This window comes from Desemzia sp. AGC72 (assembly GCF_057334175.1).
The window spans coordinates 1-18,076 of sequence record NZ_JBHFIG010000021.1; the positions used below are offsets into that span (position 1 = coordinate 1).

General features: G+C 35.2%; 16 protein-coding genes and 2 other annotated features. Of the genes, 14 read left to right on the plus strand and 2 right to left on the minus strand.

The window, feature by feature from the left end:
- The first annotated feature begins 132 nt into the window (after positions 1 to 132).
- Positions 133 to 365 (plus strand) — a binding site (T-box leader).
- Between the two features lie 92 nt (positions 366 to 457).
- The 10 genes from thrS (at position 458) to lplA (ending at position 11,099) form a co-directional block, all read left to right on the plus strand.
- On the plus strand, positions 458 to 2,398 hold the full coding sequence (gene thrS, locus ACE025_RS08925) for a threonine--tRNA ligase (RefSeq protein ID WP_485940077.1): 1,941 nt from the start codon (positions 458 to 460) through the stop codon (positions 2,396 to 2,398).
- 65 nt (positions 2,399 to 2,463) lie between these two features.
- Positions 2,464 to 2,606 (plus strand) — a sequence feature (ribosomal protein L20 leader region).
- A gap of 28 nt (positions 2,607 to 2,634) precedes the next feature.
- Positions 2,635 to 3,159 carry a translation initiation factor IF-3 gene (infC, locus tag ACE025_RS08930; RefSeq protein ID WP_485939342.1) on the plus strand — a complete coding sequence of 175 codons (525 nt, stop codon included), beginning with the start codon at positions 2,635 to 2,637 and terminating at the stop codon, positions 3,157 to 3,159.
- 23 nt (positions 3,160 to 3,182) lie between these two features.
- Positions 3,183 to 3,383: a 50S ribosomal protein L35 gene (rpmI, locus tag ACE025_RS08935; protein ID WP_485939343.1), complete on the plus strand. Its 201-nt coding sequence runs from the start codon at positions 3,183 to 3,185 to the stop codon at positions 3,381 to 3,383.
- Between the two features lie 102 nt (positions 3,384 to 3,485).
- A complete protein-coding gene (gene rplT, locus ACE025_RS08940) occupies positions 3,486 to 3,845 on the plus strand; it encodes a 50S ribosomal protein L20 (protein ID WP_485939344.1) in 360 nt (119 codons plus the stop codon).
- 211 nt (positions 3,846 to 4,056) lie between these two features.
- On the plus strand, positions 4,057 to 5,730 hold the full coding sequence (locus ACE025_RS08945) for a peptide ABC transporter substrate-binding protein (protein ID WP_485939345.1): 1,674 nt from the start codon (positions 4,057 to 4,059) through the stop codon (positions 5,728 to 5,730).
- Between the two features lie 135 nt (positions 5,731 to 5,865).
- On the plus strand, positions 5,866 to 6,147 hold the full coding sequence (locus ACE025_RS08950) for a DUF1232 domain-containing protein (protein ID WP_485939346.1): 282 nt from the start codon (positions 5,866 to 5,868) through the stop codon (positions 6,145 to 6,147).
- A gap of 314 nt (positions 6,148 to 6,461) precedes the next feature.
- Complete coding sequence (locus ACE025_RS08955) at positions 6,462 to 7,544, plus strand: M42 family metallopeptidase (RefSeq protein ID WP_485939347.1); 1,083 nt, start codon at positions 6,462 to 6,464, stop codon at positions 7,542 to 7,544.
- A gap of 99 nt (positions 7,545 to 7,643) precedes the next feature.
- Positions 7,644 to 9,050: a protoporphyrinogen oxidase gene (hemG, locus tag ACE025_RS08960; RefSeq protein WP_485939348.1), complete on the plus strand. Its 1,407-nt coding sequence runs from the start codon at positions 7,644 to 7,646 to the stop codon at positions 9,048 to 9,050.
- A gap of 222 nt (positions 9,051 to 9,272) precedes the next feature.
- Positions 9,273 to 10,013, plus strand: a complete 741-nt coding sequence (locus ACE025_RS08965) for an MBL fold metallo-hydrolase (RefSeq protein ID WP_485939349.1) — start codon at positions 9,273 to 9,275, stop codon at positions 10,011 to 10,013.
- 66 nt (positions 10,014 to 10,079) lie between these two features.
- Positions 10,080 to 11,099 (plus strand): lipoate--protein ligase, encoded by a 1,020-nt coding sequence (lplA, locus tag ACE025_RS08970; RefSeq protein WP_485939350.1) that lies wholly within the window; start codon positions 10,080 to 10,082, stop codon positions 11,097 to 11,099.
- Between the two features lie 60 nt (positions 11,100 to 11,159).
- Here the strand turns inward: lplA and trpS are convergent, their stop codons facing one another.
- Positions 11,160 to 12,164, minus strand: a complete 1,005-nt coding sequence (gene trpS / locus ACE025_RS08975; RefSeq protein WP_485939351.1) for a tryptophan--tRNA ligase — start codon at positions 12,162 to 12,164, stop codon at positions 11,160 to 11,162.
- A gap of 512 nt (positions 12,165 to 12,676) precedes the next feature.
- Between trpS and spxA the strand changes: the two genes are divergently transcribed.
- From spxA to pepF, 4 genes are all read left to right on the plus strand, one after another.
- The gene (spxA, locus tag ACE025_RS08980) at positions 12,677 to 13,075 is read left to right on the plus strand and encodes a transcriptional regulator SpxA (RefSeq protein WP_485939352.1); all 399 of its coding nucleotides are present in this window, start codon (positions 12,677 to 12,679) and stop codon (positions 13,073 to 13,075) included.
- A 279-nt stretch (positions 13,076 to 13,354) separates the two neighbouring features.
- A complete protein-coding gene (locus ACE025_RS08985) occupies positions 13,355 to 14,032 on the plus strand; it encodes an adaptor protein MecA (protein WP_485939353.1) in 678 nt (225 codons plus the stop codon).
- A gap of 128 nt (positions 14,033 to 14,160) precedes the next feature.
- Positions 14,161 to 15,327: a competence protein CoiA gene (locus ACE025_RS08990; RefSeq protein WP_485939354.1), complete on the plus strand. Its 1,167-nt coding sequence runs from the start codon at positions 14,161 to 14,163 to the stop codon at positions 15,325 to 15,327.
- Between the two features lie 71 nt (positions 15,328 to 15,398).
- Positions 15,399 to 17,216, plus strand: coding sequence for an oligoendopeptidase F (gene pepF / locus ACE025_RS08995; protein ID WP_485939355.1), 1,818 nt, complete (start codon positions 15,399 to 15,401; stop codon positions 17,214 to 17,216).
- A 196-nt stretch (positions 17,217 to 17,412) separates the two neighbouring features.
- Here pepF and ACE025_RS09000 read toward each other — a convergent pair whose 3' ends face one another.
- Positions 17,413 to 18,051, minus strand: coding sequence for a DsbA family protein (locus ACE025_RS09000; protein WP_485939356.1), 639 nt, complete (start codon positions 18,049 to 18,051; stop codon positions 17,413 to 17,415).
- Positions 18,052 to 18,076: the final 25 nt, after the last annotated feature.

An 18,076-nucleotide genomic window follows, 5' to 3' on the forward strand; every position in this document is an offset into this window, starting at 1 on the left:
TTTTTTTTTTTGAATAATAAAGAAAAAATCGGTTAATCACCAGAATAAATAATTCAGATCATTGTAGCACTCAAAAAAATCTTCTTAAAATACTTGCGCCTAAATGTTAAACGTGGTTTAATGTATGTGATATAAAAATCGTTGAGAAAGACACCAATAGAAGCGGCACGTTTTACAGAGAGGGAAAGTTTTGCTGAGAATTTCCTAAAATGGACTTGTATTGACCACTTTCGAGAGCGGATGTGAACTATAAGTAGCATCCAGCCGTTTAGCTAGCGTTATTTAGCCAAGAGAGCCCTTATACCTACAAATGTAAGTATATGAGCTAAACTTGGGTGGAACCACGTAAATTTGACGTCCCATTTATGATTTGTATGAATCATAAATGGGACTTTTTGTTTTTCTAAACGTATTTCAACGAAATCTACTACAGGATATGGAGGAACGCAATATGTCAATTATTAACGTAACATTCCCAGATGGAGCAGTAAAAGAATTTCCTTCTGGATCAACAACACAAGAAATCGCAGCAAGCATCAGTAAAAGTCTTTCTAAAAAAGGACTTGCTGGTAAATTCAATGGAGAATTGGTGGACTATGATCGTCCATTGGAAGTTGATGGAAACATTGAAATCGTGACACCGGAACACGATGATGCATTACAAATTTTGCGTCATTCTACAGCTCATTTGATGGCAAATGCTCTACGCCGTTTATACCCAGATATCCATTTTGGTGTAGGACCAGCTATTGAGACTGGTTTTTACTACGATACAGATACTGAACAACCGATCACTGAAGAAGACCTGCCTAAAATCGAAGCAGAAATGATGAAAATCGTTAAAGAAAATAATCCGATCGTTCGCAAACAAGTTTCTCGGGCAGAAGCATTAGAGTTGTTTAAAGAAGATCCTTATAAAGTAGAACTGATTACTGCACTTCCGGAGGACGACATCATTACTGTCTATGACCAAGGGGATTTCGTAGACTTGTGCCGTGGAGTTCACGTGCCTTCAACTGGACGTATCCAAGTCTTCAAACTGTTGTCACTAGCAGGAGCTTATTGGAGAGGGAATTCTGACAACAAAATGATGCAACGTATTTACGGTACTGCATTTTTTGACAAGAAAGATTTGAAAGAATTCTTGCAAATGCGTGAAGAAGCGAAACAACGTGATCACCGTAAATTAGGAAAAGAACTCGACTTATTTATGATCTCGCCTGAAGTTGGTTCAGGTCTGCCATTCTGGCTGCCAAAAGGTGCTACGATTCGTCGTACGATCGAACGCTACATCACGGATCGTGAAGTCAGCTTAGGGTACCAACATGTGTATACACCGATTATGGCTGATGTGAACTTGTATAAAACTTCTGGTCACTGGGATCACTACCATGAAGATATGTTTCCGCCGATGGACATGGGAGACGGAGAAATGCTTGTTTTACGTCCGATGAACTGTCCTCACCATATGATGGTCTATAAAAACGACATTCACAGTTACCGCGAATTGCCGATCCGCATTGCTGAACTTGGTCAAATGCACCGTTACGAAAAGAGTGGAGCTTTATCAGGACTGCAACGGGTTCGTGAAATGACTTTGAATGATGGACATACCTTTGTGCGCCCCGATCAAATTCAAGATGAATTCAAACGAACATTAGAATTGATGTTGGCTGTTTATGATGACTTTGATATTACTGATTACCGTTTCCGTTTAAGTTATCGTGATCCTAACAATACTGAAAAATATTATGATGACGATCAAATGTGGAACAAAGCTCAAGCAATGCTTAAAGCGGCTATGGATGATATGGAATTAGAGTACTTTGAAGCTGAAGGTGAAGCTGCTTTCTACGGCCCCAAACTAGACGTTTTAGTAAAAACAGCAATTGGAATTGAAGAGACGTTATCAACTATTCAATTAGACTTCTTGCTTCCAGAGCGTTTTGATTTAACATATGTAGGAGAAGATGGAGAAAACAACCACCGTCCAGTCGTTATCCACAGAGGAATTGTTTCTACTATGGAACGTTTTGTAGCTTACTTGATCGAAGAATATAAAGGAGCTTTTCCAACATGGTTAGCACCAGTACAAGCAACTATTATTCCAGTGAACTTAGACTTGCACACTGGATATGCATCTGAGATCAAAGAACGTATGCAAAAAATGGGAATGCGAGTAGAATTAGACGATCGAAATGAAAAAATGGGATATAAAATTCGTGCGTCTCAAACTCAAAAAATCCCTTACCAAATTGTTGTTGGAGACAACGAATTGAAGGATCAATCTGTAACAGTCCGCAGATACGGACATAAAGAAACACATGTACAAGGGCTAGATGCATTCATGCAAATGATTGGTGATGAGATTAGAACATTTGGTAAAGCAGCACGATAAATAGTTCTATCTTCGAAAAAGGTGTTGACATTCAACTCAAATAATCATATAATATAGAAGTTGAGAAAACAAAGCAGAAGCACCCGCTTCTCGCCTTAGGTGACGAAAAGTCTCTGGGCTAGATATAAACGAAGATGTCTTACGCGCGGCGTAAGTACGTATTTATTTATGGGCGGGTTCAGAAATGAACTCGTCTATTTTTCTGCTGATCTTTCTCTCAAATTTTACGGAGGTGAATGACCATAGCAAAAGATATGATGTTAAATGAAAACATTCGTGCACATGAATTGCGAGTTATTGGTAGCGATGGTGAACAAATTGGTGTGATATCAAAAAGTGAAGCATTAAAGATTGCTGAAGATGCAAACTTAGACTTACTTGTTGTTTCTCCAAATGCAAAACCACCTGTTGCTCGTATAATGGACTATGGTAAGTATCAATACGAACAGCAAAAGAAAGAACGCGAAGCTCGTAAGAACCAAAAAACCATTAGTGTAAAAGAAGTTCGTTTAAGTCCAACTATTGATATTGGTGACTTTAATACGAAACTTCGTAACGCACGTAAGTTCCTTGAAAAAGGCGATAAAGTGAAAGCTTCTATCCGATTCAAAGGGCGTGCTATTACACATAAAGAAATCGGTAAAGAAGTTCTTGATCGTTTCTATAAAGAAGTAGCTGATATCGCTGTTTTAGAAACAGCAGCTAAAATGGAAGGTCGCAGCATGTTTATGATGTTAGCACCTCAAACTACTGATAAGTAAGAAGACTTTAGGAGGATATACAGATGCCAAAACAAAAAACACACCGTGGTTCAGCAAAACGTTTCAAAAGAACAGGTAATGGCGGATTAAAACGTCATCACGCTAAAACGAGCCATATGTTTGCAAACAAATCACAAAAACAAAAACGTAAATTACGTAAATCAGCAATGGTTTCAAAAGGTGATTTCAAACGTATTCGTCAAATGGTTTCACAAATGAAATAATTCGTTTCATAACGATAGAAAATTCTCTTGTAACAGGGAACAATTAAAATTATATTTTGTTAAGTTTTCCTATTAAGGGATTGCTTAAAGGAGGAAATTATTATGCCACGTGTAAAAGGTGGATCAGTAACACGCCAACGTCGTAAAAAAGTTTTAAAATTAGCAAAAGGTTATTACGGTTCTAAAAATACTTTATTCAAAGTAGCTAACCAACAAGTAATGAAATCTTACTTGTATGCATACAGAGACCGTCGTACTACAAAACGTAACTTCCGTAAATTATGGATCACACGTATCAATGCAGCTGCTCGCATGAACGACATGAGCTATAGCACATTAATGCATGGTCTTAAACTTGCAGGAATCGACATCAACCGTAAAATGTTATCTGACATCGCTATTACAGATGCAGCAGCATTTACAGCTTTGGCTGACCAAGCTAAATCAGCTTTAAACAAATAAATCGATTTTAAAAGCACCTTCTAAAAAGAAGGTGCTTTTTTTGTACAGTAAGTTACCTTGCGTAATCGCAAATATCTTTTATCAGTAGTTTTTTTGAACTGTTCAATAAAGCATTGTAAGCACTAAAGTTTGATGATAATATCAATAGGGTAGAATAGAGGCAAACCAAACTATTTGGTAAGATGGTCTTTTAGATTAGGGAGAATGTAAAATGAAAAGCGCTAAAAAAATGAAAAACTTCTTTGTGCCGTTAGTAGCTGTCCTGATTTTTATGGGGGCTTGTGAGAAACAATCTGGTAACCCATATTTAACAGAAGAGTATACGAACAGACACAATAATGAGAATGTACTAAATTTGACAGAGTCATCTGAAATACCCACAATGGATACGGTCATGCAGCGAGATATCGTTAGCGGAAACGTGATGAACAATGTTTTTGAAGGGCTCTATCGTCAAGGAAAGGATGGTGAGATCGTTCTTGGTATGGCAGCAGAAGAACCTGCTATTAGTGATGACGGCCTGATCTATACATTCAAAATCAAAGAAGAGGCTGTATGGTCAAACGGAGAACCGGTCACGGCACATGATTTTGTGTTTGCCTGGAGACGGTTAGTTGATCCTGAAACGAAAGGTGTCGGCAGCCATTTGATACAGGAAATTGTAAAAAATGCCAGTGCTGTAATATCCGGAGAATCGGCTCCAAAAGAACTTGGTGTAACAGCTCTGGACGATAAAACGCTGCAAGTAGAATTAACAAAACCTTTCACTTATTTCAGCAATTTGCTGACTCTTCCAGTTTTTTTCCCGCAAAAAGAAGAGTTTGTAATAGAAATGGGCTATGAGTATGCCAAGTCGAGCGAGACACTCCTATACAATGGACCTTTTGTATTAAAAGAGTGGGATGGCTCAGGATTGAGCTGGGTATATGAAAAAAATGAGCAGTACTGGGATAGCGACTCAGTTAAGTTGAACACCATCAATGTTGATGTAGTAAAAGAGACATACACAGCATTGAATTTGTACAATAATGATCTAGTAGATCATATCATGTTAACAGGTGAATTCATTGAATTAGAAAAGAACCATCCAGAGTTGGAATATATCCCGACTTCTTCTGTGTATTATTTGAAATTTAATCAAAGTAAAAACGGAGAACCGACTCCTTTAGCAAACAAAAATATTCGAAAAGCATTAGCTAAAGCAATCGATAAATCAGGTTTTGTTGAAAAGGTCTTGCAAAATGGATCAATCGAAGCAGACGGTTTAATTCCTGAAAGCTTTGCTTATGATCCTGAGACTGGGACAGATTTTAGAAAACAGAATGGCTATTTGATGCCTTATAGCAGACAAGAAGCAGTAGAATTGTTTGAAAAGGGACTGGAAGAGTTGGGTGCAGAAAAACTTTCATTGGAAATTATTGGAGATGATACTCAAGTAGGAAGAGATTCACTGGTCTATCTGCAAAAGAATTTAATGGACGTTTTTCCTAACTTGCAGATCAATATTTCGAATAAACCTTTTTACGCTCGATTGACGGCAGATGAAGAACAAAACTATGATATTCAGTTAGCTGGCTGGGGAGCAGACTATGCAGATCCTATCAATTTTTTAGAATTATTTACGACAAATAACGGAAATAATAATACCAGTTTCTCGAGTGAAAGTTATGATGCGCTCATTTCAAATGCAGAATCGATTGGAGTATCGCCAGGCGAACGTTGGAAATTATTGTTGGAAGCTGAAAGACAATTATTGAATGAAGGTGTGATTGCTCCGATTTATCAGGAATATAAAGCTGTTTTACAAAAAGACAAAGTAAAGGGTATTATTGCTCATCCCGTTGGAGCAGAGTATACCTACAAATGGGCTGACATAATAAAGTAGCTTACTTTAAGTTCAAAAGTCATTCTTTAGTCTGATTATTTATATTGTCTGGTAGCATATAATAAGTTCATAGCAAAGAAGCTGAAGGTTATTCTTTCTTTGCTGTAAAATATTATAGGCAAAGGACAATGTACAATGAAAATGAGAAAAAAAGTTGTAAAAACTCCTATAAACAAGATCAAGTCATTATGTCTGGCGCTTTTCAACTCAAATGTAAAAGGTAAAAAGAAACTTGCTGTATTAGGGATTATTCTTTATATCATCAGCCCAATAGATATCATCCCTGATTTTATCCCACTAGCAGGTTATGCGGACGATATTTTATTGCCGATTCTCTTTTTAATAGTAGATAAGATGCTGAGTGATGAAATTCAACCAGAACACACAACTCACATAAGAGAAGTAGAAAAAGCTTAATTGCTGTCGCATCCGAAATTATTTTCTCAATACGAGAAAATAATTTCGGATTTTTTGAATAAATATTTTTTTAATCTATGGAATAATAAAGACAAATAAAGAGATTTAAAAAAGAAATATCAGTATATTATAGAAGAAATTGTAGTTTCAAAGAGGCATAACATAAGTTCTTGGAGCGATTTAAAGAACTTTTCTTAACGTTATAACTGTATGTTCACAATTAAATAAATTTTATTCGGCGGTATTTAACCAAAAGGAAATAATACATGATATAATAAAGAGGATGATGTGAAAAACAGATGGAGGGGTCCGATTTGGTAAATACAGATGTCGGTTTTTTAAAAGAACTAACGGATGCTAAAGGAGTTCCGGGAAATGAGGAACAAGTTCGTAAAGTATTCAAAAAGTATGCAGAACCTCTTGCAGACTCGATTACATATGATAATTTAGGGAGTATTATTGCTAAAAAAACAGGGGATCAATCAGGACCCAAGATTCTTTTTGCCAGTCATTTGGATGAAGTGGGCTTTATGGCGACTTCTATTACAGATGATGGTTTTATTCGCTTCACTCCTTTAGGCGGCTGGTGGGCAAATGTCATGTTAGCCCAGCAAGTAGAGATCACTACCGCTTCTGGAAAGATTGTCCATGGAGTTATTGGATGCAAACCGCCTCATGTTCTCACAAAAGAAGTACGTGAAAAAGCCTATGATATAAAAGATATGTTTATTGATATAGGAGCTGAAAGTAAAGAAGAGGTTGCTTCATGGGGTATAAAATTGGGAGATATGATTACTCCTTATACGGAGTTTAGAAGATTGAACGATTCGAAGTTTTTACTAGCAAAAGCTTGGGATAATCGTATTGGAACAGCTGTAACGTTGAAAGTTCTGGAAAATCTGAGCCAATCAGACCATCCTAACATAGCTTATGGAGTAGGGAATGTCCAAGAAGAAGTGGGATTGCGTGGAGCAAAAACGGCTACTCATTTAGTAAATCCTGATATTGCTTTTGCATTAGATACTGGAACCGCTGGTGATACACCAGGTATGACATCTAAAGAAGCCGACTCAAAATTAGGGAAAGGTCCCCAAATTATTCTATATGACGCCTCAATGGTAGCTCATAAAGGATTGCGCGACTTCGTGATTAATGTTGCAGAAGAATTGAATATACCGTATCAATTGACAGTCATAATGGGCGGAGGAACCGATGCTGGAAGCCAGCACGTTTCTCATAATGGAATACCCTCTTTAGCTGTAACTGTGCCGGTACGATATCTGCACTCTCATACATCTGTTATCCATGAAGAAGACTATACAAATACAGTCAAGTTGATGACTGAAGTAGTTAAACGATTAGATGCTGAAACAGTAAAAAGTATTGCATTCGACTAGTAAAAAATATGAGTCAAAACTCTAAATGGTTAATAGAGTAAGTATTTTTAGAGAAGGTTGTTGGTAAATGAATTCGAGTTGTTGGCAGGTGATAAAAGCATGAAGCGAGCAAAAAAAAGGATTGCAGTGATCGGTGGAGGTATAACTGGTCTGACAGCTGCTTATCGTATTAAACAAAAAATTGAAGCGGAAAATTTACCGTTTGAACTGATTATTTTAGAAAGTTCTCTTAGAGTCGGCGGTAAAATCTACAGCATGAAAGTTGAAAATCAATACCTGGATTTAGGGGCAGAATCTATTGATACTCGTTATCCAGAAGCTTTAGAATTGATTAAAGAATTGGGTCTGACAAATCAGCTTGTTTATAACGAAGGCGGTAAACAAGATTTGTTTTATTATAACGAGTTGCACCATAGTCCTTTTCCGACATATAAAGGTATTCCGATGAATAAAATGGATGTTTGGAAAAGTAAAATGCTTTCTTTTAATGGAAAAGTGGCTACTTTTAAGGATCGTTTTTTGCAGCCCGAACAGTTAAAAGAAGATATGGAAGTAAGCAGTTTTTTGAAAAGAAGACTTGGTGATGAAATCGTCGAGCTGATGTTAGAACCATTCTTTTCAAAAGTTTATGCCAACGATATCGATGATATGGGAGTTAAAGCTACTCGCGAAATTATTTTTGAGTTAGAACAAAAGTATGGAACTATCGAAAAAGCTTTGCAAGAGCATCCTGAATTAGAAGATCGTTCAGGGAACTACGCAACATTTGCTCAAGGTCTTTCTATATTAACAAATAAACTTGAAGAAATACTGAAGCCTCATATTCAATACAGCAAAAAAGTAGTTGAAATCCAACCTGGAATCGAAAACACATATATTCTCAATATAAATCTTAAAGAAGAAGTACGTGTAGGTGCGATTTGTGTGGCAACACCTACAACTGAGTATACAAAATTGTTTAAGGACAAAGAATTGAATAAACAATTCTCACAAATCAAAGCGGCTTCCGTGGGATATATTGTTTTTAGCTTTAATCCAGAAACAATCAAGAATTACCCTAACGGTTTTGGGATATTGACTCCACGAAGAAATGATTCTTTTGTTTCTTCAATTGTCTTCTTAGGGAAAAAATGGCCTAGCCTATACAATTCTAAAGAAGTATTGCTTGGAGTGAATTTTGGACGTAAAGGTGAAGATATGATTGTTTCACTAAGCAATAAAGAGATTGAGGAAAAAATCTTAACCGATCTGGAAATCATTCTCGGGGTAACTGAAAAACCAAATTATCGTATCATCAAGCGTTGGCCAGATGCTATTCCTCATTTTTCTGTTAACCAAGAAGAAACGATGAGAGAAGTCGTTGGTCCTATGTTGGAAGAGAAGTATCCTGGTGTCTTAATTGGCGGAAACGGGTTAGAAGGTTTCGGCTTAAACCACTGTATCAGACAAGGGAACGAAATCGGGGAGAAATTGGTTGAAGTAATAAAAAAACAAAATTGTCTTTAATGCATGATGGAAAATAAGAAAACATTCAAATTTAATGATTTGAATGTTTTTTTCGTTTCATAATTTTCTTAAATGCTGTAAAGTAGTGTTTGTGAATTTAATTTTAAAGGGTAATGTTGATTTATAATCGTTGAGAAACGGAAATCTGTAAGAAACGGCAGTTTTGATTTTTAAACCATGTTGGACTAAAGTGAATATAAATTAAAACTAGGAGGTAAGAGGATGGAACTGACGATTTTAGGTTATTGGGGAGGTTACCCAATAAAAAATGAAGGAACCAGCTCGTATTTAATTGCAGCAGATGATTATCATTTATGGCTAGATGCAGGAAGTGCGTCATTGATCGCATTAGAAAATCATGTAGATCCTTTAGACGTAGATGCTGTTTTGATTTCTCATTATCACCATGATCATATAGCGGATCTGGGGGTTTTCCAATTTACTCGTCAATTGAAAGGTACAGGAGAGAAGCGTTCTCCGATTGTTCCAATTTATGGTCATGAAGAGGATAAAGTGAATTTTGATCGATTGACAATGGATCGTGTTTCAAAAGGAATAGCTTATCGAGAAAATGACCCTTTTACGATCGGTCCGTTTGAAGTAACAGCTATGAAAACATTGCACCCAGTACCTTGTTTTGCTTTACGTATTAAAGAGATAAAGACTGGAAAAACACTTGTGTTCACAGCTGATTCAGGCTATTTGGAAGGCTTTATTCCCTTTGCAAAAGAAGCGCACCTTTTATTAGCAGATACTAATTTCTTTCATGGAATGGAAAATCATCGTGTGCACATGACGGCTACTGAGGTAGGAAGAATAGCAAAAGAAACTCATGTTGAAAAATTGGTTTTGACTCACTTGCCTCAAAACGGAGATTTAACTTTGTTAAAAGAACAAGCCATCACAGAATTCGGTTCCAAAGAGGTTATCTTAGCCGAAAAGGATTTAGTGATCGTAGTATAAAGTAACAATGTAAAAAGATTTATTTGATGGTATGATGTAGTGAATATGAGAAAAGAGGAATGTAACGTGTATTATGTGAAAAACGAGCGTAATGGTGAAGAAATAACAGATCCAAGATTGAATTTGGCGATTGAATACTATTTATTGAATGAAGTTCATCTTGATGAGCCGATTTTGTTGTTCTACATTAATGAGCCTTCAATTATTATTGGAAGAAACCAAAATGCTTATGAAGAAGTCAACCGTGATTATGTAGAACAAAACAACATCCATGTCGTTCGTCGTTTTTCCGGCGGCGGTGCTGTTTATCATGATTTTGGGAATCTGTCTTTCTGTTTTATTACAAAAGACGATGGTAATTCTTTCCGTAACTTCAGTAAGTTCACGGAACCAGTAATCACAGCTCTTCACAAAATAGGAGTGGAAGGGGCAGAACTAAAAGGCCGGAATGATTTGCTGATCAATGGTCAAAAATTCTCTGGAAATGCGATGTACTCAAAAAATGGACGTATGACTGCGCACGGAACAATCATGTTTGACAGTGAGATTGATGCAGTAGTAAAAGCATTGAAACCTAAAAAAGAAAAACTAGAGTCTAAGGGGATAAAATCTGTCAGAAGTCGTGTGACGAATATCAAACCGTTCATGTCTGACGAATACCAATTTATGAATACGAAACAATTCCGTGAAAAATTGTTGTTGAACATTTTTGACGTTGAAACTGTTGATGAAATTAAAGAATTCAAATTAACAGAAAGAGATTGGGAAAGAATAGAAGAGTTCGCAAAACAATACACGGGCAACTGGGAATGGAATTATGGAAAGTCGCCTGACTTTGATATTGAAAGAAGTCAACGATTTGCGATTGGTTCTATCGATGTGAAATTAAATGTTGAAAAAGGAATCATTCAAGAAGTCAAAATATACGGAGATTTCTTTGGTTTAGGTGAAATTTCTGATGTAGAAGAAAAATTAACAGGTATTAAGTATGAAGCTAAAACGATTTCTGCAGTTTTTGATGAGATAGACATCAAGAAATATTTTGGCGATATCACTAAAGAAGAATTAGTGCATTTAATTTATTAAGAATAAAGACTGAACAAAGAGTAACCCAGCATTGGGTGAGCAACTTTGTTCAGTCTTTTTTTATCTTTTTCTGCCTAGTCCAACAGCATTTTTCATTTTTCTAAGGGTTTTATTAGCTACAAATCTTGCTTCTTCAGCACCTTTATCTAAAATAAAATCTAATTCTTCTGATACCAATAATTCATCATGGCGTTGTTGGATAGGCTCTAATACAGCAACAACAGCTTCAGCCAAATCTTCTTTAAATTGACCGTAACCTACGCCTTCATAGCGCTTAACAATCGTATCGATAGGTTCATTTGTGAAAGAAGAATAAATCGTCAACAAGTTAGAAACTCCTGGTTTATTCTCTTTATCATATTCAATAACTCCGCTAGAATCTGTAACGGCACTTTTGATTTTTTTTCGTATCACTTTAGGTTCATCCAACATTGAGATAAATCCTTTTTGATTTTCATCCGATTTACTCATTTTTCTAGTTGGATCTTGTAAGCTCATGATTCTACCGCCAGCCTCTGGAATGTGAACTTCAGGCAACGTTAAAATAGTATTGTTGTTTCCATAACGATTATTGAATCGTTCGACAAAATCACGTGTTAACTCCAAATGTTGTTTTTGGTCTTCTCCAACAGGGACCAAGTCAGCCTGATATAAAATGATATCTGCTACCATTAATGGAGGATAAGTGAGTAGTCCAGCAGAAACGCCAGCTTTCCCATTTTTGGCAGATTTGTCCTTGAACTGAGTCATTCGTTCGAGTTCCCCAATCGTGGTGTTGCATTGAACGATCCAAGCAGCTTCTGCATGAGCAGAAACTTCTGATTGAATAAATACTGTAGCTTTTTCTGGGTCTAATCCAATAGCCAAGTATAAAGCAGCTAAACTTTTTGTCTGCTTTCTCAATTGCAGGCGATCTTGAGGAACAGTTATAGCGTGTTCATCAACGATGCAGTAGAAACAATTAAACTCTTCTTGTAAAGGAATAAATTGTCTCATCGCCCCAATATAGTTCCCTATGGTAGGTGTACCACTAGGTTGAATACCTGAAAAAATAGTTTTTGTCATTTATTACACTCCCTGTATCTATACAATTCTTGCTTCTTAAATATCATAACAAAAAAAGGTCCATTTGTTATGAAAAATAGGAAATAATTCCTTAAAACCTTGGAAATATATCTCTTCCTATAAATAAATACAAAAATTATTTAATGAAAATAGATAAAGACCATTTATGAAACAGATCATATGAAAATGGAATCGTTTTACGAAAGCTGATGTTTAGAGGTTTTTTATTTAAAGAATAAAAAACTCAGAATAGAATAATAACTTATTTATAATCATTACAAATATACACAAGTATAAAAAAACGTTGATTTTAAAGGGTTTGTAAATAAATGTTGTGAACAGGATAATAAAAGTGACTAAAATATACAAAAATAATAACTAAATTTGACAAAAAAATGTCAAAAAGGGGTAGACTTTACATAAATCATTCGTTATAATAATCCTTGTAAGTTAGCAAATGAGACATCAACCAATGATAAAAAAACTAGCTCATTACAAAGGAGAGAATACATATGGTTACTTTATTTACATCACCAAGCTGCACTTCATGTCGAAAAGCGAGAGCATGGTTAGAAGAAAATGATATTCCTTATGTAGAAAGAAATATTTTTTCTGAAGGATTGACGATTACAGAAATCAAATCTATTTTGCGTATGACTGAAGACGGCACGGAAGAAATTATTTCAACTCGTTCAAAAGCTTTCCAAGAATTAAACATTGATTTAGATGATATGAGTTTACAAGAATTGTATGATGTGATCCAAGAAAATCCTGGATTGTTGCGTCGTCCGATTATGGTAGACGAAAAACGTCTGCAAGTTGGCTATAACGAAGATGAGATTCGTCGTTTCTTGCCAAGAGAAGTGCGTGCGTTGGAATTGCAAAAAGCACAACTTATCGCAGGAATTTGAACAAAGAAGGTCAAGCAAAGTATAACTGCTCATAGGAATGTCGTGTCTATAAACTTTGAGTAAAAATATGGATTCCTACTATCTATATAAAAGATGAAAAATTTAACAGAGCTCGAACCAATACTATTGGTCCAGCTCTATTTTTTTTACTCTTCAGTTAGGAAGTTTCCGGTTTTTTGACTTTACATTTAAATAATTTCCTATACAATAAATTTATAGATACAATTGAGCTTTTAGCTAGCAATTCAATGGAATTGCATAGAAAGTAGGTGCAAGACTATGGAAATGGAACGAATTAATGAAGATACCATTCGAGTAGAGATCGATAATTCTGATTTAGAAGAAAGAGGAATTAAATTTTTAGACCTCTTAGGAAATCGTAAACAAATTGAAAATTTCTTTTACAGCATTTTAGAAGAAGTAGATATTGATGAACAATTCCATGAATCTGATGCCATAACTTTTCAAGTTTTACCTAAAGGGAATGGACTTGAATTATTTATTAGTAAAGAAGGCCCTTCTGCTGACAATTTGGACTTATCTGATGCTGAAAACTTCAGTAAAGATGAGATTACTCAATACATTCAAGACCGAATTACTTCTGATAATCAAAATCTAGATACCGATATGGATGAAATCGATATGTATTTAAGTGATCCATCTAATCAAACGGAAGAGTTAGTCGTGGTATTTGACGATTTTGAAGATTTAATCAGTTTATCAAAAATATTGTATTTGAATAACTCTGTGTCCAACGTTTATTATTACAACGATCGCTACTATTTAGAAATTCTTATCTTTACAGAAGAGGCGCAAATTTTTAATATGGAACGCGAAACGGCTTTAGTACTTGAATTTGCTAGAAAAACAAATATTACTAGCGGTGTTCTGGGAGAGTATGGAAAACCGATCATTGAAAGAAGTGCTTTAGAAACACTTCGTTACTTTTTTAAATAATACAGAATAAAAGATGAGGTACTTCAAACTAATTGAAGTACCTCATCTTTTATGTTTTTAAATAAGGAAACTCCTTTTTTTCGCGCATATTATCATAATGGCTCAATACGAATTAAGGAGTGGTGAAGATGTATGTGGCTTTAACGATCAATAATGAACATATTACTGCAGACCAAGTCGATAAAGGAAAACAACAGACTTATTTCTGCCCAGGTTGTCATGAAAAAGTTTTTTTAAAAAATGGTAAAATAATCCAAGCGCATTTTGCTCATTTCACAAACAGTACCTGTTCTTTATTTTCAGAGGGAGAGACTCAGGAACATTTAGCAGGAAAAAAATTATTATTTGAATGGTTCACAAATGAGAAGATACCTTGTCAACTAGAAGCTTACTTACCAGAATTAAAGCAAAGACCTGATTTGTTGATTTGGCCAGATGAAGACAACCCAGTGGCTATAGAATTTCAGTGCAGCTCGTTATCAATCGAAAAAATGCTGAAACGAACAGCCGGGTATCAAAAAAATGGCTACGAAGTCTTATGGATAGCTGGCAGTAAATTTCAACTAAAAAAACAGTTGACTCCTTTTCAACAGGTTTTTTTGAGAAGTCATTCTATGTTAGGTATCTATTTTATTTGTTTGAGAGAAGACAAGAAATTATTTGAAGTCTATGCAAACATATCTGTTGACCAGCCAGGCGGCTATTTTAAAAAAAGGCAAATGATTGTTGATTTTCATGGATTAAGAAAACTATTTCGCAAGCCTGAATCAACCATTCAGACTCGTAACATAACTAAAAGCTTTTCTTATCAAAAAAGCCATGAGTATTTAATAAAAGGAAGACTATATCAAAATCCAAAAATGATCGAATTTCAAAAATATATTTATTATCACGGTTATTCCCTGATTTCACTACCTAAAGAAGCATACATACCGATAGAAAACGAATGGATCATTAAAACGATTCCTCATTTCTGGAAAACGATTCTTCTGGAATGGATAAAAGAAAAAGGAGACGGAGAAATTTTTTCAAAGAAAGAATTCGATACAAAAATACAAGACATGAAGAAAAATCAAGAAATCGATTTTTATTTATCTCCCTTCATTGAAGATCCAACGAAAGAAAGGATTTTCAGTTCTTACTTGTCAGCATTAGAAAAAAAGGATGTCATCATTCCATTGACTTCAACTGAATGGCTGATCATCAATATTCCGTATAGTTATAGAAACGAAAGAGAAAAGTTAGATGAATTTGAAAAATTAGATAAAAAAGTGCGTTCAAAAATAAAAAATTGATTCTCTCACTTTTTTTATGTGAAAATTATGTTAAGATTAGAAAGTGATGAAAATTTAGGAGGTTATACGCTATGAGTGAAGCAAACAAATTACCAAAACGACAGGAAGTACCAGAAGAATTGACTTGGGATCTAACGGTTATTTTTAATTCAGATGCTGAATTTGAAGAAGCTTACCGAGATGTAGAAGAAAGCTTAGCTAAGATAACCGATTTTAAAGGTAAATTACAAGAAGGTGCAACAACTTTCCAACAGGCCGTAGAAACATTGTTAGAGGTTACTAATAAACTTGAAACAGTTTATGTATACGCGCATTTAAAAAATGATCAAGATACAGCTGATTCTAAGTATCAAGGAATGTATGATTCTGCCTCTTTACTAGCAGCAAAATCAGGAGAAGCCATGGCTTGGTTTGAACCAGAAGTGCTGGAAATTCCTGAAGATCAACTAAACAGCTATTTTGAAGAGAATAAAGAACTAGCTGTTTATCGTCACTTTATTGATCAAATGACAGATAATCGAGATCATATATTATCTGCTAATGAAGAAGCATTGTTGGCAGGAGCTAGCGAAATATTTGGAGCTTCAAGTAAAACGTTCAGTGTGTTGAACAATGCAGATATCCAATTCCCTACTATAAAAAATGAAGATGGCGAAGATGTCCAACTATCTCATGGGGTATTTGGAGAGTTAATGGAAAGTACAAACCGTTCAGTTCGAGAACAGGCTTTCAAAAAGCTTTACAGTGTGTATAAAGGATTAAAAAACACCTTTGCTAGTACACTAGGGTCAAATGTGAAATACCATAATTATAATGCAAAAGTGCATCATTATGGTTCTGCCAGAGAGGCAGCTCTAGCGAACAATCATATTCCAGAATCGGTCCATGACAATTTGATTGAAGTAGTATCAGACCATTTGCCGTTGCTTCATCGTTATGTAGCTCTTCGAAAAGAGTTGCTGGAAGTAGACGAGCTGCATATGTATGATATGTATACACCTATCACTGGAGAAGCTGGAATCAAGTACACTTATGAAGAAGCTAAAGAAGAAACGCTTAAGGCTCTTCAACCTCTTGGAAAAGAATATGAATCTGTACTAAAAGAAGCATTCCAAAACCGGTGGATCGACGTGGTGGAAAATGCTGGAAAACGAAGCGGTGCTTATTCATCAGGAGCTTATGAAACAAACCCTTATATTTTATTGAATTGGCATGATTCTTTAAATAACCTGTATACATTAGTGCATGAATTAGGCCATAGTGCTCACAGTTACTTTACTAGAAAAAATCAACCATATGTATACGGTGATTATTCTATTTTCTTAGCTGAAATTGCTTCTACAACAAATGAGAACATCTTAACAGAATATCTGCTTCAAACAGTGACTGATCCAAAAGTGCGCGTGTACATTTTAAATCATTATTTAGATGGATTCAAAGGAACGATATTCCGTCAGACTCAGTTCGCTGAATTTGAACATACGATACATGAAGAAGCTAGAAAAGGAACACCTTTGACAGCCGAATTTTTAACAAACTATTACGGAGAGTTGAATGCACGTTATTATGGACCGGCAGTAGAAAAAGATCCTGAGATTGCTTACGAGTGGTCTCGTATTCCACATTTCTACTACAACTATTATGTTTATCAATATTCAACAGGATTTTCTGCAGCTACTGCTTTAGCAGATAAAATCATCAGCGGAGAAGAGGGAGCATTAGATAAATACCTGACTTATCTAAAATCTGGTAACAGTGACTTCCCGATTGAAGTCATGAAAAAAGCTGGTGTAGATATGACAGAAAAAGACTATATCCAAAAAGCTATGACAGTTTTTGAGAGACGATTAAATGAATTGGAAGCTTTGGTAAAAGAAGTAAAAGCATAATAAATCCAATGCCAACTATAGATAGACCAAAAGGAAATGGACGTAGCTGTTCGTTTCCTTTTGGTCTATTTGTGCAAAAAATCTTACAGTCAAAAAAATCTATGGACAAAGCAAAAAGAATTCAGTGAGACCTTCTATCAAAAACAGAAAGAAGACTTCTAGATTCTGCTAGAAGTCTTCAGTGTTAGCCTATCAGTTAGTTTAAAACTCTTAATGTTGGGAACGTATTTTTTTCCATTACAGTGTCTAATTGGTTAGGAGAGATGTCGTATAAGTTATTTAGTAAAGAATAAGAAACTTCATGCTCTAACAATAGACCATACTCATATAGAGATTCATTGAACATCACACAAGAAGGAGAAGTTTCAACTTTCATGTCTCGCGCTACTTTTTGATCAGCAGAAAAAGCTGTTTTAGCGAAATCAGATTGTTTATCGTCAAAAAACATAGGAACATCAATTTTTGATTTTTCAGCGATTTCTACAAGCAACTCTTCAGAATAAGTGCGTTCTTGATTCAATACAGCATCTTGCAAGTTTAATAAAAACTTGCGGCCTTTTTTCTTTCCTTGCATAGAAGCAGCAATAAAAGATAAAGACATGTCATAAGTTTGAGCAAATAATTTATTTCTAGTTGTCAAATCTGTTTCTGAAAGATTGTGTTTATACATATAATGATTAAAACTCGTTAAATTCAATAATGGCATGATTTGAATAGAGACTTTTTCTTGTCTGGTTTCAGCAAAAGCTAATATGTTTTGAAGATTTTCAAAACTTTCTTTTTCTAGCGGATTGATAAATAGATAGAATTCAATTATTTTTTTTGTAGTAAGCATGTCTTCACCTTATATAGTTTATTTT

What these genes read in the sequence shown, in the direction of transcription:
- rplT (WP_485939344.1), top strand. Translation starts at nt 3,486, where the DNA reads ATGCCACGTGTAAAAGGTGGATCAGTAACACGCCAACGTCGTAAAAAA.
- ACE025_RS08945 (WP_485939345.1), top strand. Translation starts at nt 4,057, where the DNA reads ATGAAAAGCGCTAAAAAAATGAAAAACTTCTTTGTGCCGTTAGTAGCT.
- ACE025_RS08990 (WP_485939354.1), top strand. Translation starts at nt 14,161, where the DNA reads ATGTATGTGGCTTTAACGATCAATAATGAACATATTACTGCAGACCAA.
- infC (WP_485939342.1), top strand. Translation starts at nt 2,635, where the DNA reads ATGACCATAGCAAAAGATATGATGTTAAATGAAAACATTCGTGCACAT.
- spxA (WP_485939352.1), top strand. Translation starts at nt 12,677, where the DNA reads ATGGTTACTTTATTTACATCACCAAGCTGCACTTCATGTCGAAAAGCG.
- hemG (WP_485939348.1), top strand. Translation starts at nt 7,644, where the DNA reads ATGAAGCGAGCAAAAAAAAGGATTGCAGTGATCGGTGGAGGTATAACT.
- ACE025_RS09000 (WP_485939356.1), bottom strand. Translation starts at nt 18,051, where the DNA reads ATGCTTACTACAAAAAAAATAATTGAATTCTATCTATTTATCAATCCG.
- trpS (WP_485939351.1), bottom strand. Translation starts at nt 12,164, where the DNA reads ATGACAAAAACTATTTTTTCAGGTATTCAACCTAGTGGTACACCTACC.
- rpmI (WP_485939343.1), top strand. Translation starts at nt 3,183, where the DNA reads ATGCCAAAACAAAAAACACACCGTGGTTCAGCAAAACGTTTCAAAAGA.
- ACE025_RS08985 (WP_485939353.1), top strand. Translation starts at nt 13,355, where the DNA reads ATGGAAATGGAACGAATTAATGAAGATACCATTCGAGTAGAGATCGAT.
- pepF (WP_485939355.1), top strand. Translation starts at nt 15,399, where the DNA reads ATGAGTGAAGCAAACAAATTACCAAAACGACAGGAAGTACCAGAAGAA.
- ACE025_RS08965 (WP_485939349.1), top strand. Translation starts at nt 9,273, where the DNA reads ATGGAACTGACGATTTTAGGTTATTGGGGAGGTTACCCAATAAAAAAT.
- ACE025_RS08950 (WP_485939346.1), top strand. Translation starts at nt 5,866, where the DNA reads ATGAAAATGAGAAAAAAAGTTGTAAAAACTCCTATAAACAAGATCAAG.